The 25,441-nt window shown below is 53.8% G+C and carries 14 protein-coding genes and 3 pseudogenes; 13 read left to right on the top strand and 4 right to left on the bottom strand.

The window, feature by feature from the left end; genetic code table 11:
• Positions 1-44 precede the first annotated feature (44 nt).
• Complete coding sequence (locus tag B4967_RS20210; protein ID WP_083024562.1) at positions 45-2,960, bottom strand: putative bifunctional diguanylate cyclase/phosphodiesterase; 2,916 nt, start codon at positions 2,958-2,960, stop codon at positions 45-47.
• Positions 2,950-4,089 (bottom strand): hypothetical protein, encoded by a 1,140-nt coding sequence (locus B4967_RS07820; protein WP_083024560.1) that lies wholly within the window; start codon positions 4,087-4,089, stop codon positions 2,950-2,952. Before B4967_RS07820 ends, B4967_RS20210 begins: the two co-directional genes overlap by 11 nt.
• 495 nt (positions 4,090-4,584) lie before the next feature.
• Here B4967_RS07820 and B4967_RS07815 point away from each other — a divergent pair, with 495 nt between their 5' ends.
• The 5 genes from B4967_RS07815 to B4967_RS07795 all read left to right on the top strand — a co-directional run bounded on the left by B4967_RS07815 (position 4,585) and on the right by B4967_RS07795 (position 11,228).
• Positions 4,585-5,709 (top strand): chemotaxis protein CheB, encoded by a 1,125-nt coding sequence (locus tag B4967_RS07815; RefSeq protein ID WP_083024559.1) that lies wholly within the window; start codon positions 4,585-4,587, stop codon positions 5,707-5,709.
• Positions 5,609-8,383: a diguanylate cyclase domain-containing protein gene (locus B4967_RS07810; RefSeq protein ID WP_083024557.1), complete on the top strand. Its 2,775-nt coding sequence runs from the start codon at positions 5,609-5,611 to the stop codon at positions 8,381-8,383. Before B4967_RS07815 ends, B4967_RS07810 begins: the two co-directional genes overlap by 101 nt.
• A gap of 6 nt (positions 8,384-8,389) precedes the next feature.
• Positions 8,390-9,139, top strand: coding sequence for an EAL domain-containing protein (locus tag B4967_RS07805; protein WP_083024554.1), 750 nt, complete (start codon positions 8,390-8,392; stop codon positions 9,137-9,139).
• The gene (locus B4967_RS07800) at positions 9,139-10,500 is read left to right on the top strand and encodes a GAF domain-containing protein (RefSeq protein WP_083024552.1); all 1,362 of its coding nucleotides are present in this window, start codon (positions 9,139-9,141) and stop codon (positions 10,498-10,500) included. Before B4967_RS07805 ends, B4967_RS07800 begins: the two co-directional genes overlap by 1 nt.
• Positions 10,501-10,616: 116 nt before the next feature.
• Positions 10,617-11,228 carry a biliverdin-producing heme oxygenase gene (locus B4967_RS07795; RefSeq protein ID WP_083024550.1) on the top strand — a complete coding sequence of 204 codons (612 nt, stop codon included), beginning with the start codon at positions 10,617-10,619 and terminating at the stop codon, positions 11,226-11,228.
• Here B4967_RS07795 and B4967_RS07790 read toward each other — a convergent pair.
• A pseudogene (locus tag B4967_RS07790) lies at positions 11,194-13,265 on the bottom strand (S9 family peptidase). The gene B4967_RS07795 and the pseudogene B4967_RS07790 sit on opposite strands and share 35 nt — an antisense overlap.
• Positions 13,266-13,327: 62 nt before the next feature.
• Between B4967_RS07790 and B4967_RS07785 the strand changes: the two are divergent.
• From B4967_RS07785 to B4967_RS07750, 8 genes and pseudogenes are all read left to right on the top strand, one after another.
• Complete coding sequence (locus B4967_RS07785) at positions 13,328-13,753, top strand: hypothetical protein (protein WP_083024548.1); 426 nt, start codon at positions 13,328-13,330, stop codon at positions 13,751-13,753.
• 27 nt (positions 13,754-13,780) lie between these two features.
• Entirely contained in the window at positions 13,781-14,560 is a 780-nt protein-coding gene (locus B4967_RS07780; RefSeq protein WP_083024546.1) for a class II glutamine amidotransferase, read from the top strand.
• A gap of 165 nt (positions 14,561-14,725) precedes the next feature.
• Positions 14,726-16,400: pseudogene (locus B4967_RS07775) on the top strand (AMP-binding protein).
• Positions 16,401-16,603: 203 nt separating this feature from the next.
• On the top strand, positions 16,604-20,515 hold the full coding sequence (hrpA, locus tag B4967_RS07770; RefSeq protein ID WP_243470409.1) for an ATP-dependent RNA helicase HrpA: 3,912 nt from the start codon (positions 16,604-16,606) through the stop codon (positions 20,513-20,515).
• 107 nt (positions 20,516-20,622) lie between these two features.
• On the top strand, positions 20,623-21,744 hold the full coding sequence (locus B4967_RS07765; protein WP_083024542.1) for a beta-ketoacyl-ACP synthase III: 1,122 nt from the start codon (positions 20,623-20,625) through the stop codon (positions 21,742-21,744).
• Positions 21,745-21,809: 65 nt separating this feature from the next.
• The gene (locus B4967_RS07760) at positions 21,810-22,631 is read left to right on the top strand and encodes an MlaA family lipoprotein (RefSeq protein ID WP_083024540.1); all 822 of its coding nucleotides are present in this window, start codon (positions 21,810-21,812) and stop codon (positions 22,629-22,631) included.
• Positions 22,632-22,639: 8 nt separating this feature from the next.
• Positions 22,640-23,834 (top strand): annotated as a pseudogene (locus B4967_RS07755) (PP2C family protein-serine/threonine phosphatase).
• Positions 23,824-24,342, top strand: a complete 519-nt coding sequence (locus tag B4967_RS07750; RefSeq protein ID WP_083024539.1) for an STAS domain-containing protein — start codon at positions 23,824-23,826, stop codon at positions 24,340-24,342. The pseudogene B4967_RS07755 and the gene B4967_RS07750 overlap by 11 nt, the downstream one beginning before the upstream one ends.
• A gap of 60 nt (positions 24,343-24,402) precedes the next feature.
• On the opposite strand, the gene tal is transcribed toward B4967_RS07750, so the two are convergent.
• Positions 24,403-25,341: a transaldolase gene (tal, locus tag B4967_RS07745; RefSeq protein WP_083024537.1), complete on the bottom strand. Its 939-nt coding sequence runs from the start codon at positions 25,339-25,341 to the stop codon at positions 24,403-24,405.
• Positions 25,342-25,441 lie beyond the last annotated feature (100 nt).

The raw sequence follows: 25,441 nt of genomic DNA, 5'->3' as shown, positions 1-25,441 counted from the left end.
CTTATGGCTAGTATGCCGTAAAAATTATTTTATGGAAAGTATTTTCATAAAATAAATGGCGTAAAAAAAGCAGCGCCTTGGCGCTGCGAGTGGTTGTATTGGTGGCTGTGTGAAAGCGCGTTTTGCTGCTGTACTGCTAACCAGTGGGTCAGAGGCTCAAAGGGCAGGGGGTTGGCAAATAAGAAGCCTTGCAGTACATCGCAATTCAGTGCCAGGAGGTGTTGCTGCTGCGCGCTGGTTTCTCCGCCTTCGGCTACCACGTTCAGTTCCAGGTGATGCGCCAGTGCAATAATCCCATGTACGACCGCCGCATCCTTGCTGCTTTCGACAATATTCAAGATAAAGCTGCGATCTATTTTGATTTTGTCGATGGGTAGATGGCGCAGATAGCTCAGACTGGAAAACCCAGTGCCAAAATCATCAATGGCAATACTGATCCCCATGCCGCGCAGTGCATGGAGCGTATCAATAGCCGCCTCGGTGTCATTCATTAAAATACCCTCGGTGAGCTCAAGCTCCAGCGCCGTGGGAGGTAAGCCGGTGACCTCAAGGGTTTTGCGTAACGAGCTTAAAAAGCTGGGACGATGAAACTGCATCGGAGAAAGATTTACCGCCATTCGACAATGATTGGGTAGTAGTGGCTGTAGCTTTAAAAAATCTTTGGCAGCGCGCTCCATTACCCACTGGCTTAAGCCAATGATCTGCCCCGTCTCTTCGGCAATCGGAATAAAGAGCCCAGGTGAAATGCGGCCTTTGACGGGGTGGTTCCAACGGACTAACGCCTCGAAGCCGTGTATGTCACCATCGCGGGTTAGTAGCGGCTGGTAGTGCAGTTCAAACTGCTCTTGAGTAATGGCCTCTTGTAAATCATTGCGCAATGTTACCCGCTGGGTGAGTTTTTGATTAATGTCGTAGGTAAAGGTTTGCAGCGTATTGCGGCCTTGCTGCTTGGCTTTATACATCGCCATATCCGCCTGCTGTAGCAGGGCCGCTGGATTTTCAAGCGCTTCATCACTTAACGCAATGCCGATACTGGCAGAAAGATATAATTCATGACGGTCAATGCGATAGGGTTGTGCCAGCTCCAGCAGCAGGCGTTCAGCAACTTCCTGAGCATGGTGAGGATCATCTAAATCGGGCAGTAGCAGTACAAACTCGTCGCCACCAAAGCGACACAGCGTATCGGAAGGGCGGATGGCTTCCTCTAAACGTCTTGCCACATGAATCAAGACTTGGTCACCGACAGCATGACCGAGAGTGTCATTGATAGGTTTAAATTCGTCCAAATCAATAAACAACACCGCTAGCTGTTGGTGATGGCGTCTTGCCAAATCTACATCGTGTTGTAAGCGGTCTTCAAAAAGCGCGCGATTGCCAAGCCCAGTCAAAGCATCGTGGGTGGCGTGAAAAGCCCACTCATTTTCATGATCTTTATATTCTGAAATATCGTTAATAACGCCTACAAAGTGGGTGGCGTGACCATCGTTAGCCCGTACAGGTGAAATAAACACATTGTTCCAGAAGGCGCGTCCATCTTTGCGGTAGTTACGAATGGTCAAGCTGATATCGCGCTGCTGAACAAGGGCTTGGCGAATGTCGTTGATCTGAGCAGGGTCTGTATCTGGGCCTTGCAGAAAACGGCAGTTGCGGTTTTGTACTTCTTCTAACTCGTAGCCGGTAATCTCTACAAAAGCAGGGTTAACGTAGATGATCGGAAAATCATCTGATCGTGCTTCACAAATCAGTACACCGTTGCTGCTTGCTTCTAAGCTGCGCTGAAAAATACGTAGCTGTGCCTCGTTATGGCGCAACGCGGTCATCTCCTTCACTACACCATACACACCTACAACATTATCCATTACCACAGTGGGTAAAAATGAGATATCGACGTAATGTAGGTCGCCTGACCGGCTGGCTATTTCAATTTCAAACCGTTGGGCGATACCCGTTAATGCGTGGCTAAAGGCGTCATTGATAGCCTCACATTGTTCGGTGGGCACCATGGTGTACAAATGACTGCCAATAATATCGGCTTCGCTAATGGCGAGTAGCGTCAGCAGTGATTGATTCACGCTTTGAAAATAGCCATCAATATCCAGCGAAAATACGCCATCAGGGTTTTGGGTAAACAGTGACCTAAAGCGTTGCTCGCTATCCTGTAGTGTCTGTTGATGGTTATGGCGCTCTATGGCTAGACGCATCAACCTTAATGCGCTTGGTAGCAGGGTGGGCTCAATATCGTCGGCGGTGTGCGGTTGGTTTGATGCTTCTTTAGTTAACAGCGCTACGGTGCCAAGCGGTAGCGTTTCGCTACTATTGAGTACATGGAGAGTCGCTTGGGTATAACCATGCTGATAGGCAAGTTTTTCAAAGGCAGTGACCGCTGGGCTGTCTGTCAGTGATAGCGTCGTTTCCACTAAACCTTGCTGGTGTAGCTCGGTTGCTAGAGAGATAGCGCTTTCGTTAAACGGCATCGACTCCTGAAGGGCAAATGGGAGGGTGCAGGAGAGCAGTTCGACTCGGTAAGTGGCTGTATGATCTAAGCGCCAAATAGCGACATGTACCTGCTTGCCTTGTTGCTCAAGTAGACGACAAATCTGCAATAAAGTGGCGCTGCAGGGTTCGTCCCGAGCGATCATCGCCTGGATTCGGTGCTGGTCTTCAAGTGCTTCCTTTGCTTTCGCAAGCTCCAGCGAGCGCTGTGTACGTGCAGCCATCAAAGCAAGGCTAAGCACTAATTGATAGGTCAGTAGCAGTCCAGAAAGCCCTACTCCTGCCGCAATAAAATTGGCGAGATCAAAGGTCGAATCTACGCGTGGCATAAGGCTTAAGTGCAGTGTGGTCCCACCAGGAAGAACAAGGTGCTGCTCGCTTAATGGCGTCCCTTCTGGCAGCTTGCTATGCGGAGTTAGCTCTCCGTCTTCAGTGACTAAGTGGCCGCCGTGGTGGCTAATATGCAACGCTGAATGCCTGTTCTGCAATGCTGGCTTCACTTGTGACTAGGCGAGCAAGATTAATGACTGCGACGAGCTGATAACGCTGCGCATTAGAAGGCTTTAGGGCGAGTAGGGCTAATTCAGGGCGCGATGGGTCAGGGAGCAACCATTGTGTAGATTGCTGCTGTTGGTTCAGCCAGCGCAGTACGGGTAAGCTAACCAACTGGTCATCAAGCCATAGTAGATCTTGACCCTGCTGAGCACGCCGCCAAGTATCCCTAGTGATAGGGTTAAAGTAGGCGAGCGCTAAGATACTAGGGTAATCACTCCAGTAACGTGCTACCTCTCGCTGGCGTGACTCCTCATCCTCAAACACTTCTTGCCAACGCTCTGCTAAGCGTTCAAGGACAATTGCCCGTGAATTAAGCGTGCGCTCAATGCTGGTTGTCACGCTTTCCAGTGAATGTTGAGCTTCTAAACGTGTTGTTTCGTGCTGGTTCCAGCTGATTAAAAACCAGCCACTCATGCTTAGGCTGACGCCAATAATCCCTGCCGTGACTGCGGACTTGCTAAGCGAAGAGGTAAGTCGGGGTACTCTACGGCTTACCATGACCATGGCCAAGCCAAACGAGAAGCAGAGCAGCCCTGGGAGTAATGCACTCGCACGAGGTAGCCAGCTGGGTAATTTGGCTCCGGCATGATAAGCCAGTGTAATAGTGCCGATCAGCCACAAAAAACCGCCCCCGAACTGCCATACACGATGCTGCCACTGGCCTTGAGGGCCGACCCATAAACAGAATGCAGCAAGAATGAGAGTGGGTACTGCCTGGGAAGGCAGACGGGGCTGACCGGTCAACCAGGAGTGCCCGGTTCCTGCATCTATTACATTATGCACCAAGGTATAAAAAGCCAAGAGGGCTAAACAAACGCTGGATGCCCGGCGCCACTTGGGCAAATTAGCCATGACCGAACTAAGCCCTAAGCCACATAAAAGGATAACCAGTGAGCTGTCGGGCAACACGGCCAGTGCCTGGGGTTGCGGCAGACTTGGTGTCACGCTGAATACAAGGCTAGCACCACCGATAATAACGGTGGTGGTCAGTAGCATCAGCAGGCCTGTCTGAAGTGCTAACTCACGGTTGTGTGCATCCATTGAGGGAGAGTCGTCTAGGCAGAGTGGGAGGGGGAAGTATTGTCAGCGTAGTAAGCTAATAGTCTCAGTGAATGTGGGAGGTGGCAAGGCATAAACAGTATGAATGTAATGTGTATAGATCACACTGATTTGTAGTGGCTGTGTAATTTTAGGTGTTGATAAGGTTTTAGTAAGTTTCGAACCGCTGCTCCCTAGTGGTATGATGAGATACACGATGCTTTGGAGAGGCCAAATCGTTCGGTGAGTGTGATCGTGAAGCTAGAAAATTGCGTAAACTGCCAATGTGCTCCTTGATGCAGACAGTGGTTTTAAGCTGCCCGATAGGTTGGTGAATAAAGTGCTTCAGACGCCTAAAAGTAGCCTATAAATTACTTGCGCTGAACGAATATATGCTAACCAGCGCTAACGTTGATAGTTTATCGAAAGAGACCGTATAGCTTTGCTATCGAGCTGTGTAGACTGGCGAAAAGATCTCTCGATTAGCAAAGGAACCTCATGACTGCTGCAACCTCTGCCTCCGTTTCGCCATTGGTGGTGGGAATAGGCGCCTCTGCTGGCGGGCTCGAAGCTATCTCGAAATTGATTCGTCCGCTTGATCCCGCATTGCCGGTGGCGTATGTAGTGCTGCAGCATGTCTCGCCTACCCATAAGAGTATGCTAGTGGATATTCTTAGCCGTGAAACCCAGCTACGGGTAACACGGCTTGAAAGCCTCCAGCGCCCTGAAGCAGGGGTTATTTATGTAGTACCTGCTAATACCAATGCCACTATAAAAGAGGGCGTGTTTTACACAACACCCGCCTTGCCGCATGTAGTGCCGAAGCCTTCAATCAATGATTTCTTTGTGTCATTAGCCACTGATGCTCATGAGGCCTCGGTGGGTATTGTCCTGTCAGGAACCGGGTCGGATGGCACTGCAGGTTTACGGGCTATTCTAGCGGCGGGCGGCGTGACCATGGTGCAGACGCCTGAAAGTGCTAAATATGATGGGATGCCTCAGTCTGCAATAGACGCAGGAGTTATTGATTACATTTTAAATGTTGAAGAAATGGCGTCACGCTTGGCCAAGCTTGCCCGGCTTGAATGCGCCAGCCTTGAAGGCAATCAGATTGAGGTACCAAGGCGGCTACTTGAGCTGCTAAAAGAGCGTCGTCAACTGGACTTTTCTGGCTATAAGCAGGGTACCTTAAGCCGACGTATACGCCGTCGTTTGATAGCAACAAATGTTACGGATATGAATCAGTATCTTGCCTTAGCTGAAAGTGAACCTGCTGAACTTGAGCAGCTAGGCCGCGACATTCTCATATCGGTTACCGCCTTTTTTCGTGATATTAGCGCGTTTGAAGCGCTTGAAAAAGCGGTACGCCATATGGTCGAGCAGGTGGACAACACGCCTTTGAGAATCTGGGTGGCGGGTTGTGCAACTGGGGAGGAGGCCTACTCGATTGCGCTAATGATCGCTGAGGCAAAGCGTATTTTAAGCAGCCAAGTGGTTGTACAGATTTTTGCCACTGATATTGATGAAGACGCGCTGGAAATCGCTCGTAGAGGCCGGTTATCTCGGCGCAGCCCTAGAGGCGCTGCTCAAGCCTATGCTAGAGCGTTACTTTGTAAAGAATGATCACACCTTTGAAGCCAACAAAATCCTACGCGATATGATTGTGTTTGCTAAACACAATCTTTTTGATGACCCGCCGTTTTTGCGCTTAAACCTGATTACCTGCCGCAATGTATTGATCTATTTCGATCATGAACTTCAGACGAAAGTGCTACAGCGTTTTCATTTTGGGCTGCGAGTCACGGGTGTTCTCTTTTTGGGGCGCTCCGAGAGTGTTGGTCGCTCTGAGACGCTGTTTACCCCACTAGATCGACGTGAGCGCTTATTTACCAAGCAGGGCGAAAGTCGAGAACTCAATGAACATGCTCCGGTTGCCCAGCGGGCCGCCTCGCCCTTAAAACGGCGTGATCGGGATATGCAGCAACTGCTTGATGCGCTAGTGGCCCATATGGGCGCCACCGTTGCACTGTGCGATGCGCGCGGCAATGTTCAGCATACGGCAGGAGATGTGGAGCGCTTTTTACGTTTTCCTGCAGGCCGCACCCAAGTAGGCATTCAGGACGTCATGAGTGCCCCCTTTCGTGGCGAGCTAATGTCCCTGCTTCACCAGTTCCAAAAGCAACGGATACCTCAGCTAGGGCGGCGTCGACGCTATGAGGGCGAGTGGTGGCGTTTGAGTGTGCGGGGGCTCACTGAGCAAGAAGATGACCGACGAATATTGGTAGTATTGTCGCCACTTTTAGAGAGTGAAAAGCCCACCAACGTGCCATTAGACCAGCTCATGGAGCCGCCGCAACTTGATGGTCTTGAGAGCCTTGAGGAGGAGTTGGAGGCTACTCGAGAGCACTTGCAGTCGCTCATTGAAGAGTTGGCGACGGCCAATGAAGAAATGCAGTCACTCAATGAAGAGGCGCAGGCTTCCAATGAGGAATTGCAGGCAACTAACGAAGAGCTAGAGGCTGCCAATGAAGAGTTGCAGGCCACCAATGAGGAGCTAATCAGCCTTAATGAAGAGCTTAATATTAAGACTGGCGAGCTCACTAAGCTAAATGATGAATATGCCTATCTCTATGATGCGCTAGATTTTCCGCTGCTTGTATTCGATAACGAATTTTGTCTCAAACGCTATAACGCTCCAGCGGCGCGCTACTTCAGCGTTCGCCCGACGGCATTACAGCGTCATGTCTCTGGGCTTAGACTGCCTGCTGTCCTTAACGATTTAGAGGACGCGTTGATCCAGGTAGCACATCAGGCAACGCCAGATGAGAACATCCTCGAGCTTGATGGGAGGCTGCTCCAGCGGCTGATTACACCTGGAGTTAATCAACATGGAGATGTTGAATTATTAGTCGTCACTTTAATGGACGTTACCGACCTTAGCCAGGTACAGGCCAAGCTCCGCCAGTCCCAGGCACAGTTGCATGCGCTGATGGAAAGCAGCACGGTGATGATTGCGCTGAAAGATCTTAACGGACGATATACTTTTGCGAATCCCCAGTTTTTGAACACGTTTGGGCTAACCCAGGAGCAGCTCATTGGGCGGAATGTATTTGAGTTATTTCCTGACGCCTATGCAGGTTCAGTGTGGTCGCGGGATCTAGAAGCACTTCGCTATCAGCAGATAGTCAAGGCAGAACACCTGCTACCAAGCGAGGGTGGTGGCTTGCGTATTATGTCGTGTGTACACCAAGTGCTTCGTGATGAACAAGGCCACCCTTACTTGATTCTGACCGAGTCAGAGGATATCACCGCGCGTAAGCACGCTGAGCGGGATATGCAAGTGGCAGCCAAAGTATTTGAGCAGGCTGGAGAAGCGATTGTTGTGATCAATGCCCTGGGTGAGGCGCAATCGGTCAACAACGCTTTTAGTCGCATTACGGGGTTTCTTGCTAGTGAAGTGGAGGGGCAACCTGCACTTCCCCTATTGTACTGTGATGAAGAGAACCAAGGAGGAGGTCAAACTCCTGAAACTTGCTATGTCTTATGGGATGTCGTACAGCAACACGGCTATTGGCAGGGTGAGGTCTTCAACAAACGTCGTGATGGGACGCTCTTTTCGCAATGGTTAACGCTTAACATTATTGCACCCGATAGCCATGATGATGCACTTTATGTGGCTGTTTTTTCAGATATTACACATATTAAAGAGTCTCAACGCCAAGCCGAATATCTGGCTACCCATGATGCTTTCACTGGGTTGCCTAATCGCACCTTGTTTCAGGACCGTTTGCAGGTTGTGATTGCTCATGCAAAGCGTAGTGAGCAACTAAGCGCATTGATGTTTCTTGACCTGGATAACTTCAAAAGCATCAACGATACCTTAGGGCATGACGTTGGCGACGAACTTTTAATTCAGGTGGCAAGCCGGTTAAAGGAATTAGTGCGCGATATGGATACCGTGGCTCGCCTGGGGGGAGACGAGTTCACGATTATTCTCGTGGATACCACCATCGAAGGTGCGGAGCAGGTTGCCAAGCGCATTGTGGAAGCGCTCTCAAAACCCTTTGATGTTCGTCGACATGCGTTGTTTGTGACTTCCAGCATTGGTTTGGCGTTTTGCCCTGATGATGGTGATGACGTAGCAGGGCTGACCAAAGCAGCTGATACTGCCATGTATCGGGCCAAAGAGAACGGCCGTGACCGTTTTGAGCTGTTCAAGCCCGAGCTTCAAGCACGTTTAATGCGCGATGTAGCCATTGAGCAGGCGCTGCGTGAAGGCAGGGAGAACAAACGGTGACGGTTAGTGTACCAACTTAAATTTTCTTGCGTGTCTGAGCAGCGACTCTCTGGCGCGAAAGCGCTATTGCGTTGGAACGACCCGGTCTTGGGCGCAGTGAGTCCCGCCGATTTTATTCCCGTTGCCGAGGCCACTGGGTTGCTACTGGAACTCGACCGCTATGTAGCCCTGCTATTGATACGCCAGTTAGCCGCATGGCGAGATGAGGGGCTCAACCCACCGCCTATTGCTATGAATGTCTCAGCGCGTAGTTTTCAGGAAGAGCGGTTTGTGACGCATCTTTTTAATTGCTTGAAGCAATATCGAGTACCGCACTCGCTGGTGCAGGTTGAAATCACCGAAAGTACTTTGGTAGATCGCTCCAGTGCAGCGCTTGGCAACATCGAAAAATTGCGCGAAGCAGGTATCAAGCTAGCGGTAGATGATTTTGGTACCGGCTACTCGTCGCTGGCGTACTTGAAACGCTTGCCCTTGGCAGAATTGAAAATTGATAAAAGTTTTGTTGATGGGTTAGGCGGAAAAGATGAAGGAGATCAAGCGATTGCCCTAGCTATTTTAGGGATGGCAAAAGCACTCGGTATTTGTACTGTTGGCGAAGGGGTCGAGACGCAGGCGCAGCTTACTTGGCTAGTTGAAAACGGCTGCGACTTTGTTCAAGGCTATTTGCTGTCCATACCACTAGCGCTGGCTGATTTTGCCGCTTTAATTTCCGTCAATGGTAGTAATACCGAATACCACCCGCAGGATGCGACTTAATGGACCAACCCCGTGGTTTTATACATCAGTGCGAGCAGGAAGAGCTCCACCTATCTGGGGCTATTCAGCCCCACGGTGCACTGATCATAACCGATTCATCAGGCATCGTTACGCACCTTTCCGCCAACTGTAAAACGCTACTGGACGATGCTGCTGACAGCGTTTCACTTGGCCAGTTTTTGCCAGCGATGCTGCGCGACATTGCCTCGGTGCTGCCTGCGTTACCCCCTGGTGGGCGTTATGTGGGCCAGTGCGATAGCCCACAGCAAGAATTTGATGTGGTGGTCACGCCCAATGAGGGCGGATGGGTGTATGAGCTCTATCCGGTGGAAACTCACCCAGACCCCATGGCGATGCTTAATGGCGTTATTCCAGTGCCAGTAAGCGCGGATGAGCTGGCAGAGCAGTGCCAGTCACTTATAGAGGCACTATTAACGCTGAGTGGTTTTGATCGGGTGCTCTATTACCGCTTCATGCCTGAAGGTGATGGTGAAGTGCTGGCGGAGGCCCGCCGGGAGGGAGTGACAGGAAGCTATCAAGGGCTGCGCTTTCCGGCGAGCGACATTCCCTATATTGCTCGCGAACTTTATCTAAAGAACCCGTGGCGAACCATTCCAGACGCTACTGCTGCGCCAGTACCTATTTTCGCGGCAGAGGCCAATGTAACGCCTGACTTAAGTTATGTCGATTTGCGCAGCGTTTCACCCGTTCACTTGGAATATATGGCCAATATGGGCGTGAGTGGGGCGATTTCTCTACCGATTATTCAAGCGGGAGAGTTGGATGCGTTGATTTCCTGCCACTGTGCACAGCCTCGGCAGCTCACCGTTAGCCAGTTGCAGGCCATGCGTTCGCTAAGTGAGGGATTTAAGCTGCGCTTACGTGATTATAAAGCGCGCAGACGCCTGGATGTTATCGATGGTCTTCAGCACTATTTTGACCATGCGAAAGCTGTATTGATGCGCCACGGCGAGCTTGAGAGTGCCTGGGACGAGCTCAGCGCGTCGTTAATGGAGACGGTTGCAGCAGATGGAGTGATGTTGCAACTGGGTGGTGAGTATTATCAGAAAGGGGTTGGTTTGACGCCCAATGTAATGCAGATAGTGGCGCAACAGGCGGCTCAGGCGTCCTCTAATGTATGGATCAGTGATTGCTTGCGGCGTGATTGTAGCGATATGCCATTGAGTGAGGTGGCCGGTGTGGCTCTAATCAGTGATTTGCCATTAGATCAGCACCATTTCGTCAATCTTTACCTATGCCGTGTTGAACATCTTTACGAAGTGGTTTGGGGCGGTAACCCTGATAAGCCCGTTGACTACCGGGAAGGTAGTAGGACGGTTTCGCCAAGACGCTCCATTTGAATCCTGGATTGAGCAACGAGTTGGCTATAGCCGACCTTGGTCAGCGAGCACTCGGCTCTATTTGTTGAAGTTACGTACCTTACTGCAGCAGGCGAAAAGTATGCCATGGAGGAATGATGGAGAGTGATTCTTCCGTCACGCTGGCCTACTGGTTAAAACAGGAAACACAAGCAGACCATCATCGGGTGGATCATCATCCAGCATTGAGGGCTCTTCTACGTCCCGACGTGACTATGGCTACCTACGGCGCAGCGCTAGCTTGCTTATATCCTGCCACAGCGGGGCTTGAGAATGCGTTAAGTCAAGCCATAGAGAAGCGCAACAGCCGCTATGCACTGACGCTGCGTGAGCCGCTATTACGTCACGATCTAACGCAGTTAAATCAGCCGTTGCTGCCTGCATGGTGTTTTGCAGTGCCAGCTAGCGTTTATGAAATGGTAGGCATGTTATACGTGCTAGAAGGTTCTCGCCTGGGAGGCGAAGTGATAGGCCGACACGCCAAACGCTGCCTTGGTGAACAGATTCCCTGCCGATTCTTTACCGAGACGCCGCTAACACCCGCCGGGTGGGCGGGTTTTTGGCGCTTTGCCGAGGCCATTTGCCCATCGGGTTCATGGCCCCAGATATTGCGGGGCGCACAGCAAGCGTTTAGTGGTTTTACTAAGGCGTTAACGGACTCTCTGCCAGCGACGGCTACGCCTCCGCTAACCCTAGCGCCCACAGAATAAACGCATCCTGGCGGGCCGTATCGCGCCACGCCTTAAACCTTCCCGATGCGCCGCCGTGGCCGCTGCTCATATCGGTATGCAGCAGAATAGGCGCAGCCCCTTGCTGTGCCTGGCTCACTCGGGCGTAGAATTTAGCGGGTTCCCAGTAGCTAACGCGGGTATCGAACCAACTACCCTCAATCCAAAGCGCTGGGTAGCGCTGCGAGCGGATGTTATCGATAGGTGAATAACCGGCGATGCGTTCAGCCACATCGGGTGCTTCAGGATTACCCCACTCGGTGTACTCGGCGGTGGTGAGCGGCAGCTCTGGGTTCTGCATGGTGCGCAGCACATCTAGGAAAGGCACATCCAACCCGCCGCGCAGAAGGCCTCCGGCGCACGGTTGATGCACGTACCCACCAGCAACCCGCCTGCACTGGCACCGCAGGCGACTATCCGCTCAGGCTGGCTGATATGGGTGGCCACAAGCGCTTCACGGGCGGCTAAAAAGTCGTGAAAGCTGTTCTCTTTATGAGCCATCTTGCCTGCTAAGTACCACGGTTCGCCGCGCTCACCGCCGCCGCGCACATGGGCCACAGCAAAGGCCACGCCGCGCTCCAGTAGCTCTAGGCGGGCAATAGAAAACCAGGGGTCCAGCGCTTCACCGTAAGCACCGTAACCGTATAACAGGGTGGGCAGTGGCTGGTCTGCCAAATCTGCTCGCATGACCACCGATACCGGGACTTGCTCGCCATCGTGGCTGGTGGCCCATACTCTGCGGCTAACTAACTGTTCAGGTGCCAAGTTGCCGTGAACGGGCACCTGTTTTAACAGCGTACGTACACCGCTATCGAGGTCTAAGGCATACCAGCTCGGTGGGTGGGTAAACGACTCTTCGCGCAGGTGCAGCGTGCGCGCATTAAAGTGTGGCGAGTCTTCCAGCAGCTGTGAGCAGGGCGTTTCGGGCAGGTCAATGTAACTATCAAGCAGCGTTTGATGGTGGCTATCCAGCTCCAAGCGCCGCAACAGTACCTGCGCATCCTGATGGCTTCTCTCAGCGAGTATTAAGCCCCACTCAAATGCATCAACCCCCTCAAGCGTAGCGTCATCGCGATGCGCAATCAGCGGCTGCCAACTGGTGTTATCGCTTTCGGCGCGCATATCCAGCTGAAAGTGAGGGCCCGTCTGGTTGTGCAGGCGATAAAAGACTCCTGGCCGATGATCAATGCTGACTTCCACACCCGGCTCGCGGGCATGCAGGCAAATGAGGGGTGTTTCGGGCTGATCGGCAGGCAGGGCGAGAACTTCGGTAGTGTCTTTTGAGCCGCTCTCGATGATCAACCACGCTTTAGAGCGCGTTTTACCCACGCCTACCCAAAACTCTGGGTCTGCCTCGCGTAACACCAGGTTCGGTGTTTGCATGGGCACATGTTCTGCGAACGCGACCCATAAACGCCATAAGCTGTCAGGGCGCTGGGTATCGTCGAAACGGGTAAACAGCAGCGTGGCGCCGTCAGCGTTTTGGTCCTCTGCCCAGCAAACGCTGGGGCCGATATCGCTAAGCAGTTGGCGCGGCGTGCCGTTTGGCAGTGCTTTTAACCAGAGTGTGAAGCGTTCGTCGCCCTGGGTATCTTCGGTCCAGGCGAGCCACTGCTCATCCGGGGAGAGCGCCATATCTCCCATATCGTAGAATGGCTGCTCGGCAGCGCGCGCGCGAACGTCTAAAAAGCAGCTTTTTTGCTCAGGTTGGCCGTTGGGGTAACGCCACCAGCAGTGGTAATCATCTTCCGCGCCGGTCTCGCTCCAGAACGTAAAGTGGTCAAGCGCTGTCTCTAAGCTTTTCACCGCCAATTCACGGCGCGCTAAATGCGAGTGGTAGAGGGTGTCCGCCAGGGGCGAGAGCGGTGCAAACCAGTCGGCATGCTGCTGGTTAGCTGCGGTAAGGAAATCGCTGACATCAGCGCTTTCGCGGTCTTCTAACCAGTGCCATTCAGGGTCATCGGCGCGATAATAGCGCGCTACGGGCGAGCCTTCGTGCATACCAGGCTGTGCTTTCATAAATTGATAGGTACCATAACGGGAAATCAACGTCGGGTGCTTCCACCCACATGAGGGGTATTATGCTGTTTGCAGACTCAATGTCACTGCTGTGGTTCAGTTATTACGGTCTTTCGCTGCTGGTGCTGCTAGCGGTTTACTTTGGAATGGCATTTTTGCCGCGTTTGCCTCGGCTCATCATGACATGGGGCGTGGCGGGGGCGATGTGGATGCCTGCCAGTTATCGGCTGCCACTGGTCGAAGAGGGTGGGTTCTATAGCGGTTGGGCACCGTCCGCTATGGTCGCCGCCGTGGGTGTTTTTGAGAACAGTGCCAGTGCTCTGCGCAACGGCTTGCTCTGGTTAGTCTTAGGGATAGCCCTAGGCGCGGGGATTGGTGTAGCGCTGTGGTGGTGGCGTCGTCCTGCGCCTGTTGAAGACACGCCTGCCCGCCGCCAAGTGGAGGAGGACCCACAGCCTACTCGCCGCCGCGAACCGGTTATCCGTTAATGCGACTGGCATCAAGGGAGTGGGCCAATGTGTGAGCTACTGGGCATGAGTGCCAATGTGCCTACCGATATCTGCTTCAGCTTTTCAGGCTTTTTACATCGCGGTGGCGGTACAGGCCCTCATCGCGATGGGTGGGGCATCGCCTTTTTTGAAGAGGGCGGCTATCGCGAATTTAGAGACCCGCATCCTTCCGTGGACTCACCGATTGCCCGCTTGATCTGTGATTACCCGATTAAGTCCAATGTCGTCATCAGCCATATTCGCCAAGCCAACGTAGGCGGCGTGCGATTGGCCAACACGCACCCCTTTACTCGTGAAATGTGGGGGCGGCCCTGGTGCTATGCCCATAATGGGCAATTAAGTGATTGGCAGGAACTGCCTTTGGGGGTTTACACCCCGGATGGCAATACCGATAGCGAACACGCGTTTTGCTGGTTAATGGGCGAGTTGCGCCAGGTGTTTCCAACGCCACCGGCTGCCCCAGAAGCGCTTTGGGAAAAGCTCCATGACCTCTGCGAGCAGCTACGAGGGCTGGGCGTTTTTAATCTACTCCTCTCTGACGGCGTCTATCTTTATAGCTACTGCTCGACCAAGTTAGCGCATATCACCCGGCGTGCTCCCTTTGGAGAGGCGGAGCTATCCGATGCGGAGATAACCGTGAACTTCATCGAGCATACGACCCAACACGATATTGTCTCTGTTATTGCCACTGAGCCGCTAACCCAAAACGAGGCGTGGCATCGGATGGGGCCTGGGGAGCTATTGGTATGGCGGGAAGGAGAAATTCACGCTCGATACTGCCCATAGTGTTATCCATTTCTATGGGTTATAAGCTAAAGTTGAAACGTAAGTTTCAATCGATCGTTTTACAGTATCTTGAACGTCGTATATCGTTGGCGTTTAGTCTCTTTAAATAACCTCGCCACAATAACAAGGTCGGTCAAACATCGACACGGATAGCGGAGATTGACCATGAGCGAACACGCCAGCACCCCCATTTTACGCGGCCCAGCGCTTGAAGGCTTGGAACAGTACAGCTCTATTACGGATGTTTTTCAGTCAGCCGTCTCGCGCTTTACCAGCAAGCCCGCCTTCACCTGCATGGGCAAGACGCTGAGCTTTTCCGACCTTGATCGTCTTTCAGCTGATTTTGCTGCGTGGCTGCAGCATGAAACCGATTTGGGGCCGGGCGACAGAATCGCCATTCAGTTGCCGAACGTACTGCAGTTTCCTGTCGCCGTATTTGGTGCTTTGCGGGCGGGGTTAGTAGTGGTCAACACCAATCCGCTGTACACCGAGCGGGAGATGGCGCATCAGTTTAAAGACTCCAATGCCAAAGCCATTGTGATTCTGGCTAATATGGCCGACAAATTAGAAAAAGTGCTCGATAAAACGGATATCAAGCACGTCTTAGTCACACAGCTTGCTGATCTGCACGATGCGCCTAAACGCTGGTTGATGAACGCGGTGGTGAAGCACGTTAAAAAAATGGTGCCTGCCTATTCGCTTCCGAGTGCCGTCGGTTTCCGAGATGCTCTGAAGAAGGGGGCGTCGCTGAAGCACACCCCCGTCGAGCGCAATATGGATGACCTAGCGGCGCTTCAGTACACCGGCGGCACCACCGGTATGCCCAAGAGGGTCGGTGCTGACCCACCGTAACTTGGTGGCCAACATGCTCCAGGCGCGCTCAGCGATTGGCGAGCATCTCACGGACGGCGAAGAGCTGGTGATTGCACCGCTGCCCGTGTATCACATCTACACCTTTACCGTTAACTGCCTGTTCTTAATGGAAACTGGCAACCATTCGTTGTTGATCACTAACCCCCGTGACTTGCCTAATTGCGTTAAAGAGCTGAAGGTGCTGCCGTTCACGTGGTTTATCGGCCTCAATACGCTGTTTAACGCGCTGTGCAATCGGGACGATTTCAAGCAGCTCGACTTCTCTAAATTGAAGCTGACTATTTCAGGCGGCATGGCGTTAACCAAAGCGGCTGCCCAGCGCTGGGAAGATACCACTGGCTGCCCGATCGCCGAAGGCTATGGCCTAACGGAAACCTCGCCGATTGTCAGCTTCAACCCTAACGATGCGATCCAACTGGGGACGATTGGTAAGCCGGTAGCGGGCACCTCGGTGAAAGTGGTTGATGCTGATGGTAACGATGTACCGTTTGGTGAGCCGGGCGAACTTTGCGTGCAAGGCCCGCAGGTCATGAAAGGGTACTGGCAGCGTGAGGAAGAGACGCGCAACGCCATTGATGAAAACGGCTGGTTCCATACCGGCGATATTGCCGTGCTGCAGGACGATGGCTATATCAAGATCGTTGATCGTAAAAAAGACATGATCCTGGTGTCAGGTTTTAACGTCTACCCCAATGAGGTTGAAGACGTAGTAGCCGCCCACCCCGATGTGTTGGAAGCGGCGGCCGTCGGTGTTGCCGATGAAAACGCGGGTGAAGCTATTAAACTGTTTGTGGTGTCCAAAAACAGTCAGCTTGACGCTGAAACGCTGCGTGCTTGGTGTAAGAAAGAACTAACGGCCTATAAAGTACCCAAGTACATCGAGTTCCGCGACGAGCTACCGAAAACCAACGTCGGTAAGGTGCTGCGTCGCCAACTGCGCGACCAGGAAACAACCCATGCGCCGTAAGGGTTGAACACTCGGTCAAGTAGGCGTTAGGCGTCTCGTTCGCGAAAGCGTTACAATGGTCGGCCCACTTACGAGTGGGCCGACGTTTATTCTGAGATGGAACCGAGCCTAACGTGACCACCGACACGCACTCACCCCGCATCGATACCCCACAAGACAACGCCTCCTCGCTAACAGCGCTCACTGAGTCGCTGAGCCACGTTATGCTGCGTGATCAGGAGCGGCTCTCGCGTCGTGTGGCGGGCCTGCGGCGTCGGCAGCGAGAAAAGAAGCCGATCGACCGCGGCTTGAACGAGGTGGAGCGAGAAGTCGACAAAGCTAAGCAACTGCTGGCACAGCGCGAAGCCCTACGCGTGACGCTGGATTACCCGGCAGAGCTGCCGGTGGTAGAGCGCCGTGAGGATATTCTCACCGCGATTCGCGACCACCAGGTGGTGGTGGTGGCGGGGGAAACCGGCTCGGGTAAAACCACTCAGTTGCCCAAGATGTGTCTGGAGCTTGGCCGTGGCCGGAAAGGCCTGATTGGGCATACGCAGCCACGACGGCTGGCGGCACGCAGTGTCGCGGGGAGGCTGGCGGAAGAGCTAAGCGTGCCGCTTGGCGAGCAGGTGGGCTATCAGGTGCGCTTTAACGACCAAAGCTCGCCGAGCACACTCGTTAAGCTGATGACCGATGGCATCCTGCTGGCTGAGACGCAGCACGACCCGCTGCTGCTGCGCTACGACACGCTGATTATCGACGAAGCTCACGAGCGCAGCCTCAACATTGATTTCTTACTGGGCTATCTCAAGCGGCTACTGCCCAAGCGTCCTGATCTGAAAGTCATCATTACCTCCGCAACGATCGATGTGGAGCGCTTTGCGGCCCATTTCGGCTCGACGAAAACGCCTGCGCCGGTGGTCGAGGTGTCAGGCCGCACGTTCCCGGTAGATGTCCACTACCGCCCGCTGGTGCGCAGCGAAGAGGACGAGGATGACCGCACGCTGCAGGAGGGGATTTTGCATGCCGTGCGTGAGATCGAAACAATCGAGCGTGAAAAAGGCTGGCTGCATGGCCCCCGTGATGTGCTGGTGTTTCTACCCGGTGAGCGGGAAATCCGCAAAACCGCCGATACGCTGCGCCGCGCGGATTTAAAGGGCACCGAGATTCTGCCGCTGTATGCGCGCCTCTCTAATGAGGAGCAGAACCGTGTGTTTGCTCCCCATCGGGGGCGTCGCATCGTACTGGCGACTAACGTGGCTGAAACCTCCCTCACCGTGCCGGGGATTCGCTACGTGATTGACCCTGGCCTTGTACGCATTAGCCGCTACAGTTACCGGGCAAAAATTCAGCGGCTGCCCATTGAGCCGGTCAGCCAGGCAAGCGCCAACCAGCGTAAAGGCCGCTGCGGGCGGATTGCGGAAGGCGTGTGCATTCGCCTTTACGACGAAGAGGATTTCCTGTCACGCCCCGCGTTTACCGACCCGGAGATTCAGCGCACCAACTTAGCATCGGTCATTCTTTCAATGCTGGCGCTCAAGCTCGGTAATATTGAAGACTTCCCCTTTGTTGATCCGCCCGATGGCCGCTTTGTCAAAGATGGTTTCCGGCTGCTATTTGAACTGGGCGCAGTAAATGATAAGCAACAGCTTAGCGCCCTGGGGCGTAAGCTGGCGAAACTACCCATGGACCCGCGTTGGGCCCGTATGGTGTTGGCCGGTGCAGAGCGAGGCAGCCTGAGGGACGTGCTGGTCGTGGTCTCTGCGCTGGCGATTCAAGACCCTCGTGACCGGCCCGCCGACAAGCGCCAAGCCGCTGACCAAGCTCACCAGCGCTGGCATGACCCAGACTCCGATTTCGTTGCGCTGCTAAATTTATGGCATGGCATCGAGAATGCTCGTGAAGCGTTATCGGGCAACCAACTTCGCCGCTGGTGCCGTGACCACTACATTAACTACCTGCGCATGCGCGAGTGGCACGATACGTTCCGCCAGTTGCGCCAACTGCTGCGGGATATGGACATTGAGGTGCCTGCGCCGCTGCCTCGTGATGAGAACGAGAGCGAAGAGCAGGCCAAGCAGGCAAGGCGAAAAACATCGGGCAAGCTGCATCAGGCGCTGCTGTCTGGCCTGCTCTCCAATTTGGGTACGCTGCTTGAGAACCGAGAGTACCTCGGCGCGCGTAACCGCAAGTTCATGATTCACCCCGGTTCTGGGTTGGCGAAGAAAACGCCCAAGTGGGTCATGGCCTTCGAGCTGATTGAAACAACCAAGCTGTTTGCGCGCACCGTTGCCAAGATCGACCCGCAGTGGATCGAGCCACAAGCGCAGCACCTAGTGAAAAGCAGCTACAGCGAGCCTCACTGGGAAATGAAGCGCGCTCAGGTCGTGGCGTTTGAACAGGTCACCCTGTTTGGCCTGCCGATTGTGGCGCGTCGTCGCGTCCATTACGGGCCCATTGCGCCCCAGGAGTCGCGGGAGCTGTTTATTCGCCGGGCGCTGGTGGAAGGCGAGTTCCAAACCAAAGGAGAATTCTTCACCCATAACCGTGCGCTAATCGAAGAGGTAGAGGCGCTAGAAGATCGTGCCCGCCGACGGGATATCTTGGTCGACGAAGAGACGCTGTTCGCCTTCTATGACGATCGGATACCTACCGATATCGTTAACGGCAAGGGCTTTGAACACTGGCGCAAGCAGGCAGAGCGCCAAGACTCCACGCTGCTGAAGTTTGACATCGAAGCGCTAAAAGCTCGGGATGCCCACGACGTTACTCAGGCGCAATACCCTGATCATCTAACGCTTTCTGGGGTGGCTTACCCAGTGAGCTACCACTTCGACCCGGATGCCGACGATGATGGCGTGACGCTTACGGTGCCCGCCGCCATGCTGCCGCAGCTGCCGGTGCATGCGTTGGAGTGGCTGGTGCCGGGGCTGCTGCGTGAAAAGTGCATTGCGCTGCTGAAATCGCTGCCGAAAAGTATTCGTCGCCAAGTGGTGCCCATTCCCGACTGGGTCGATGCCGCGCTGGAGACCCTCGTGCCCGATGAGCGGCCGCTCACCGAAGCGCTGGGGGAGTTTATCCGCCGCCGCACTGCTACCCGCGTTCACCCGGATGATTGGCGTCTCGATCTGCTGCCGCCGCACCTCATTATGAACGTGCGGGTCGTTGATCATGCGGGTAAAACGTTAGGCCAAGGACGAGATGTGCGTGCGCTGGAGCGGCGTTTCGAAGAGGCGGCGAGTGCAGGCGCCCAGGCGCTGGCCGATCAGGCAAGCCAAGCGCCCGCCTTGGATGAGTTACCAGAGTCGCCGCTGCCCGAGTCGCGGGTAACGACTCAGGCCGGTATCCGAGTGGAAGCCTACCCAGCACTAATGGCCGAGGCCCATAGCTTTAAAGTGGCGCTTTTTGATCATCCCGCGAAGGCGGCGGCGGTTCACCAGGAAGGCGTGGCACGCTTGGCCATCGCCAAGCGGCCGGAACAGGTCAAAGCCATCAAGCGCTTACCTGGCGTGGAAAAGTGCGCTCTACTCTTTGCTAAAGTGGGTAGTAAACAAGCATTAGTGGATGATTTGCTGCTGGCGGTCTTCACGCAGGTGGTGGCAACACATCCGTTGCCACGCTCTGCCAATGAGCTCACCGAGCGGCTTAAAGCAACCGAAAGTGAGCTGATTCCCTATGCAACATCGCTACTGACGCGCATTGAAGAGGCGCTTAAAGGGCATCTAGCGGTGACCAAAGTGCTTAAAGGGAAGCTTAACTTTGCCCTAGCGCTCGTTTACAGCGATGTGAGCGCGCAGATGCAGCGCTTGGTTTATCCTGGCTTTATTCGTGACGCAGGGGAATGGCTTAGCGAGTATCCACGCTATACCGAAGCAGCTCTCATCCGCCTCGAAAAAGCGGCCCGTGAACGCGGCCGTGACCAAATGATGATGCAGGATGTCCAAGCCCTAGAGGCACGTTTTGATGCGCGGCGAAAAAGCGAACGTAGAGGCGCCGCTGAAGACCCTGAACTCGTGGCATTTGGCTGGTGGATACAAGAATTGCGCGTATCGCTCTTCGCCCAGCAGCTAGGCACTCAGATGCCGGTATCCGTGAAGCGCTTGGAAAAGCGTTGGGAAGAAATTACCAGCGTTTAATGCTACACAAGAAAGCGCTTAGATAGAGCGGGGTGGACAACCTCGCCATACGCTATTTTACTGACGGTTTCGGCTATTTGCCTTGAGGCCGTAATAAGGAGACAGGCATGACCAATGTAGTGATCACCGGTACAGGACTCTATACACCGGAAAACGCCATTGATAACGCGGCGTTGGTCGCTGCTTTTAACGCGTGGGTTGATCTCCATAACGCCCAGCATGCGGATGCCATCGCGCGTGGAGAGCAAGAAGCACTGGCTTATTCCAGCAGTGAATTTATTGAGAAAGCCTCGGGAATTAAAAGTCGTTATGTGCTCGATGCTCAAGGGATCCTTGACCCTGAGCGTATGCGGCCTAAACTGCCTCAACGTCATAACGATGAACCGTCTATTCAGTGCGAGATGGCGACTCAGGCCGCGCGTCAGGCGCTAGAAACGGCCCAGGTTGATGCCGCTGATATTGAGCTGGTGATTGTGGCCTGTTCAAACCTAGAGCGTGCCTATCCGGCGGTCGCGGTAGAAGTACAGCAGGCCCTAGGAACAATGGGTTATGGCTTTGATATGAACGTGGCCTGCAGTTCTGCCACCTTTGCCTTGGAAACGGCGGCGAACGCGATTGCGTCAGGTAGCGTTAAACGTGCGCTGATTGTGAATCCTGAAATTTGTTCTGCCCATTTGAATTTTAGAGACCGTGACAGCCACTTTATTTTCGGCGATGCTTGTACGGCTATGGTACTAGAAAATAGCGATGTTGCCGTGGCCGATGAGCGCTATGAAATTCTGGGAACGCGACTGGTGACGAAGTTTTCCAATGCGATTCGCAATAACGCGGGCTTTTTAAACCGCGTGACCGATAGCGATCCGCAGGCGTTAGATAAGCTGTTCGTTCAGGAAGGGCGCCGCGTTTTTAAAGAGGTGTGCCCTATGGTCGCTAAGCTTATCACTGACCATCTCGCTTCATTAGAGCTGTCGGGGGCGGATTTGACGCGGATGTGGTTGCATCAGGCCAACCGCCATATGAATGATCTGATTGCACGTAAAGTATTGGGTGAAGAGCCCAGCGAAGCACAGGCACCGATTATTTTAGATCGCTATGCGAATACCAGCTCTGCGGGCTCGATTATCGCTTTCCACCTTCACCGTGAGGCACTGTCGGAAGGGAATATCGGCGTTATTTGCTCGTTTGGGGCGGGGTACAGTGCAGGTAGTGTGGTGCTACGTCGCCAGTAATAGGCCGATTTTGCCTATCACCGGTTATGTTAGAAATAGCGTTCTATGTTGAAAGAGGAAATCGCATGCTGAAGCTGTTGGCACCGCAAAAAGAGGGTCTAAGCACATGGCAGAAGCTATTGCCTATCGTGTTGCTAGCCACGTTAAGCATGGGAGGGTGCGCCAGTACGGGGTCTTCTCAAGAGGGAGACACTGCGCAAGAGCGTGTAGCGGCTGACCCGCAGGACCCTTGGGAGGGCTTCAACAGGCGTGTGTTCGCGTTTAATGATGTGCTGGATCGCTACGCCCTCAAGCCCGTTGCACGAGGGTATAAGGCGGTCACTCCTGAGCCGGTGCAAACTGGGGTGGGCAACTTTTTCTCCAACTTAGGCGAAGTGCGTACCGCGCTCAATAGCCTGCTGCAGGGCAAACCCGCCAATGCGGGTTTAGCAACATCACGATTCTTGATCAACTCGACGGTGGGTATTGGCGGCTTGCTTGACTATGCCACGCTCATGGAAATTACCGCGGATAAAGAAGATTTTGGTCAAACCATGGCCGTGTGGGGCTGGGAGGACTCGCGCTATTTAGTGTTACCTCTGCTAGGTCCGCGCACGCTCAGGGATGCCTCTGGCTTGCCAGCCGATTTCGCAGCGCATCCCATTACGTATATGGACGATCACCAGCTACGTGCAGGCCTGACGGCACTCGATATTATTCACCTTCGCGCGGGCTTGTTAGACCAAGAATCGTTGATTTCGGGGGATCGCTATCGGTTTGTCCGTGATGCCTATTTGCAGCGCCGCCAGTTTGAGGTGAATGACGGTGTGCTTGGCGAAGACCCGTTTGCCACAGATGATTTTGATTTCGACGATACCGACTTCGGTGACGACGATTTCGCCGATTGAGGCCTAACATGGATCACGCTAAGCAGTTGATCGCGGTAATCGACGAGCCCGGCGCAGAGCGTGACGCGCTTGCTGAGGCGATTACCTGTGACGGTATGTGGGTGTTTGCTGCAGATAATATTGACCATCTGCCTAGTGGCACGGCGCTGATTGTCGCGCATGCTCGGGCAGTGCCGCGTCAACAGTGGTCTCAGTTGACCCACCGGTTGCCAACCCTGGTCGTCAGCGACTCTCGTCAGGATGCTGACTTGATTAAGGCCATTGATGTGGGGTTGGTGGACTACATCGTTCATCCTCTGCGACATACCGAACTGCTGCGCCGAATGATTCGTAAGGCGATTGAGCTTCACACCTTGGCCCAAGAGCGTGATCGTGATCGTGAACGTCTCGCTGAACTCAATGAGAGCCTTGAGACTCACCTCGCGCTACTGCGGATGGACCAGCAAAGCGGGGGGCATATTCAGCGGCGTTTGTTGCCAGCGCATCCTAAAGTGATCAACGGCGTTTATTACGACTACTGGTTTGCGCCGTCGCTTTATTTGTCGGGGGATTTTCTCGACTATCAGCGTTATAACGACCGTTTTAGCGCGTTCTATTTTGCCGATGTCTCTGGGCATGGAGCGTCGTTCGGCCTTTGTCACGGTGCTGCTGAAGTATTTGTGCAACCGATGGTTAAGCGAGTGGGATGGCCAAGCGCCAGAGCGGCTGCCGCCTGATTGGTTAGCGGCGATGAATCGTGAGCTTCAGGATACCAACATTGGTAAGCATGCCACGTTATTCGTCGGTGTTATTGACCATGAAGCGCATACTCTTCACTATTCGCTCGGCGCACAGCTACCGATGCCGCTGTTGGCGGCTGACGGTAAGCTGGAGCGCTTAACCGGGGAGGGAATGCCGGTAGGCCTTTTCCCAGATGTGGAGTATCCTGCGCTTAGCTGTGCTTTACCGGCCAACTTTCGTTTGTGGCTGTGTTCAGACGGTGTATTGGAATGCTTGCCGGGTAAAACGCTCGACACGCGGCTCACGGAACTTGAGCAACTCGTTAGCGAAAGTGTCACGCTTGAGCAGTTGCGCGACCGGCTAGCCAAAACCAATTCGCTTTTGATAGAGGGCGATGAGGATGATGAGGCGAACCAGGACCGCGATGCTTTACCCGATGACCTGACAATCATGATGGTGAGCGGATTTGGTCATGCTGATTGAAGAGGGCCGCATTAAAGCGGCGTTCAACTCTGGTGTTTTTGTGTTAAAGCTCTGTGGCGATGTGCGGTTAACGCTATGTGCCACGCTAGATACCCAAGCGCAACGTCTTGCTGAAACCCCTGGCCTTCAGGCGGTGATGATTGACCTGCGCGAAGCGACCAATGTCGACTCAACGGCGCTGGGTTTTCTGGCCAAAGTAGCCATGGCGGTTAAAGGGCGGCTGGAACAGCCTCCGACGATTATTGCCGATAACCCCGACGTGCGTCAGATGCTGGACGTCATGGGTTTTGCGCGTTTTTTTACCTTGATGGAAGCGCCATTAAACCAAACTGAGGGGTTAAGTTCTGCATTAGAAGATTTGCCAGAAGTACCGGCAGATGAAGAGGGTTTGCGCGATCGTATTTTAGAAGCTCACCGCATTCTAATGCACATGAATGAGCATAATCGCGAGCAGTTTCAGCCGCTGGTTGAAATGCTTGAATCGCAATCCTCTACCGTTCATAAATAAAACGCCCTCCATCCCTAAAGATAAGAGGGCGCTGCTACGTCGCTGTGAGTATTAATATACTTAGTGTTTGCGTAGCGTGCTGAGTAGCTCTTCAAGCTTGCGCTGGTCGGCCATGAACTTGCGAATGCCTTCAGCCAGCTTGTCAGACGCCATTTCATCTTCGTTCATTTCCCAACGAAAATCTGCTTGGGCTAGCGCCTGCTCTGCTGAGCTGCTGGCACCCATGGGCGTTAGCTGGCGGGGAAGGTCGCCCTGTAATTCATCTAACTCGTTAAGCAGCGCAGGGGATATAGTGAGGCGGTCACAACCTGCCAAGGCTTGTATTTCGCCTACGTTACGGAAGCTGGCTCCCATCACAATCGTTGGATAGCCGTGTTCCTTGTAGTAGTCATAAATACGCTTAACCGATTGTACGCCAGGGTCATTGGCGCCGCTGAAGTCAGCTTCCGGCGAGCGCGCTTTGTGCCAGTCGAGAATACGGCCCACAAACGGTGAAATCAGCGTAGCGCCAGCATCGGCACAGGCCTGCGCCTGAGCAAAGCCAAACAGCAGCGTCAGGTTGGCGTGAACGCCATCGCGCTCAAGCTGGCGGGCCGCTTGAATGCCTTCCCAGGTGGACGCCATTTTAATCAAAATACGCTCAGGGCCGACACCATGCTGGGCATAGCGCTCAATTAGCGAGTGCGCTTTGGCAATGGTGGCATCACGGTCAAACGAGAGGCGGGCGCTGAATTCTGTCGACACATAGCCCGGCACCAGCTTGCTAATCTCGCTGCCAATATCCACCGCGACACGGTCTACCGCGTCGTCGAGATCGGTGCTCTCTTTGGCAATGCTTGCCAAGCGAGCGCGGCGCTCTTCCTGTTGGGCAGCTTGAAGGATGAGCGAGGGGTTGGTAGTTGCATCCTGGGGCTGGAAGCGGCGAATAGCCTCAAGGTCGCCCGTATCAGCAACCACGGTGGTCATTTCTTTTAATTGGCTTAATAGGCTAGTGGCCATGCAATGCTCCTTGGTTGTCCTGTGGGTTACTTTAGCAAGGGCCGCGCGTGACGAACAGACACCGACAAATGAATTGAAATCGATTATGATTAGCGGCCTA

The sequence above is a fragment of the Vreelandella lionensis genome (assembly GCF_002087295.1).
In the GTDB taxonomy this organism is placed as follows: Bacteria; Pseudomonadota; Gammaproteobacteria; order Pseudomonadales; family Halomonadaceae; genus Vreelandella; species Vreelandella lionensis.
Note: the sequence above shows the minus strand (reverse complement) of the source record. Positions and strands in the feature narration are given on the sequence as shown.

Excerpts from the sequence above, each read along its gene's own strand:
- B4967_RS07820 (WP_083024560.1), bottom strand. The coding sequence starts at position 4,089 with ATGGATGCACACAACCGTGAGTTAGCACTTCAGACAGGCCTGCTGATG.
- B4967_RS07815 (WP_083024559.1), top strand. The coding sequence starts at position 4,585 with ATGACTGCTGCAACCTCTGCCTCCGTTTCGCCATTGGTGGTGGGAATA.
- B4967_RS07810 (WP_083024557.1), top strand. The coding sequence starts at position 5,609 with ATGAAGACGCGCTGGAAATCGCTCGTAGAGGCCGGTTATCTCGGCGCA.
- B4967_RS07800 (WP_083024552.1), top strand. The coding sequence starts at position 9,139 with ATGGACCAACCCCGTGGTTTTATACATCAGTGCGAGCAGGAAGAGCTC.
- B4967_RS07795 (WP_083024550.1), top strand. The coding sequence starts at position 10,617 with ATGGAGAGTGATTCTTCCGTCACGCTGGCCTACTGGTTAAAACAGGAA.
- B4967_RS07785 (WP_083024548.1), top strand. The coding sequence starts at position 13,328 with ATGCTGTTTGCAGACTCAATGTCACTGCTGTGGTTCAGTTATTACGGT.
- B4967_RS07780 (WP_083024546.1), top strand. The coding sequence starts at position 13,781 with ATGTGTGAGCTACTGGGCATGAGTGCCAATGTGCCTACCGATATCTGC.
- hrpA (WP_243470409.1), top strand. The coding sequence starts at position 16,604 with ATGCTGCGTGATCAGGAGCGGCTCTCGCGTCGTGTGGCGGGCCTGCGG.
- B4967_RS07765 (WP_083024542.1), top strand. The coding sequence starts at position 20,623 with ATGACCAATGTAGTGATCACCGGTACAGGACTCTATACACCGGAAAAC.
- B4967_RS07760 (WP_083024540.1), top strand. The coding sequence starts at position 21,810 with ATGCTGAAGCTGTTGGCACCGCAAAAAGAGGGTCTAAGCACATGGCAG.
- B4967_RS07750 (WP_083024539.1), top strand. The coding sequence starts at position 23,824 with ATGCTGATTGAAGAGGGCCGCATTAAAGCGGCGTTCAACTCTGGTGTT.
- tal (WP_083024537.1), bottom strand. The coding sequence starts at position 25,341 with ATGGCCACTAGCCTATTAAGCCAATTAAAAGAAATGACCACCGTGGTT.